At 56.9% G+C, this 1,169-nt stretch carries 1 rRNA gene; it reads left to right on the top strand.

Annotated elements, in window-relative coordinates:
• Nucleotides 1-1,169 (top strand): 23S ribosomal RNA (locus ACFWVV_RS37760); the annotation flags it as partial.

Here is a 1,169-nt window from a genome sequence, read left to right as displayed (position 1 = left end):
GTCGTGACTGCGTGCCTTTTGAAGAATGAGCCTGCGAGTTAGCGGTGTGTAGCGAGGTTAACCCGTGTGGGGAAGCCGTAGCGAAAGCGAGTCCGAATAGGGCGATTGAGTTGCACGCTCTAGACCCGAAGCGGAGTGATCTAGCCATGGGCAGGTTGAAGCGGAGGTAAGACTTCGTGGAGGACCGAACCCACCAGGGTTGAAAACCTGGGGGATGACCTGTGGTTAGGGGTGAAAGGCCAATCAAACTCCGTGATAGCTGGTTCTCCCCGAAATGCATTTAGGTGCAGCGTCGTGTGTTTCTTGCCGGAGGTAGAGCACTGGATAGGCGATGGGCCCTACCGGGTTACTGACCTTAGCCAAACTCCGAATGCCGGTAAGTGAGAGCGCGGCAGTGAGACTGTGGGGGATAAGCTCCATGGTCGAGAGGGAAACAGCCCAGAGCATCGACTAAGGCCCCTAAGCGTACGCTAAGTGGGAAAGGATGTGGAGTCGCAGAGACAACCAGGAGGTTGGCTTAGAAGCAGCCACCCTTGAAAGAGTGCGTAATAGCTCACTGGTCAAGTGATTCCGCGCCGACAATGTAGCGGGGCTCAAGCGTACCGCCGAAGTCGTGTCATTCATACAACAGGGCCAACGCCTGTATGGATGGGTAGGGGAGCGTCGTGTGCCGGGTGAAGCAGCCGCGGAAGCGAGTTGTGGACGGTTCACGAGTGAGAATGCAGGCATGAGTAGCGATACACACGTGAGAAACGTGTGCGCCGATTGACTAAGGGTTCCTGGGTCAAGCTGATCTGCCCAGGGTAAGTCGGGACCTAAGGCGAGGCCGACAGGCGTAGTCGATGGACAACCGGTTGATATTCCGGTACCCGCTTTGAAACGCCCAATACTGAATCAGACGATGCTATGCCCGTGAAGCCGTTCCGGACCCTTCGGGGAAAGGAAAGTGGTGGAGCCGGCGACCCAACTCTGTACTAGGTAAGCGATGGGGTGACGCAGGAAGGTAGTCCAGCCCGGGCGGTGGTAGTCCCGGGGTAAGGGTGTAGGCCGTGTGGTAGGCAAATCCGTCACACATTAAGGCTGAGACCTGATGCCGAGCCGATTGTGGTGAAGTGGATGATCCTATGCTGTCGAGAAAAGCCTCTAGCGAGTTTCATGGCGGCCCGTAC

It is taken from the genome of Streptomyces sp. NPDC058663 (assembly GCF_042716745.1).
In the GTDB taxonomy this organism is placed as follows: domain Bacteria; phylum Actinomycetota; class Actinomycetes; order Streptomycetales; family Streptomycetaceae; genus Streptomyces.
Note: the sequence above shows the minus strand (reverse complement) of the source record. Positions and strands in the feature narration are given on the sequence as shown.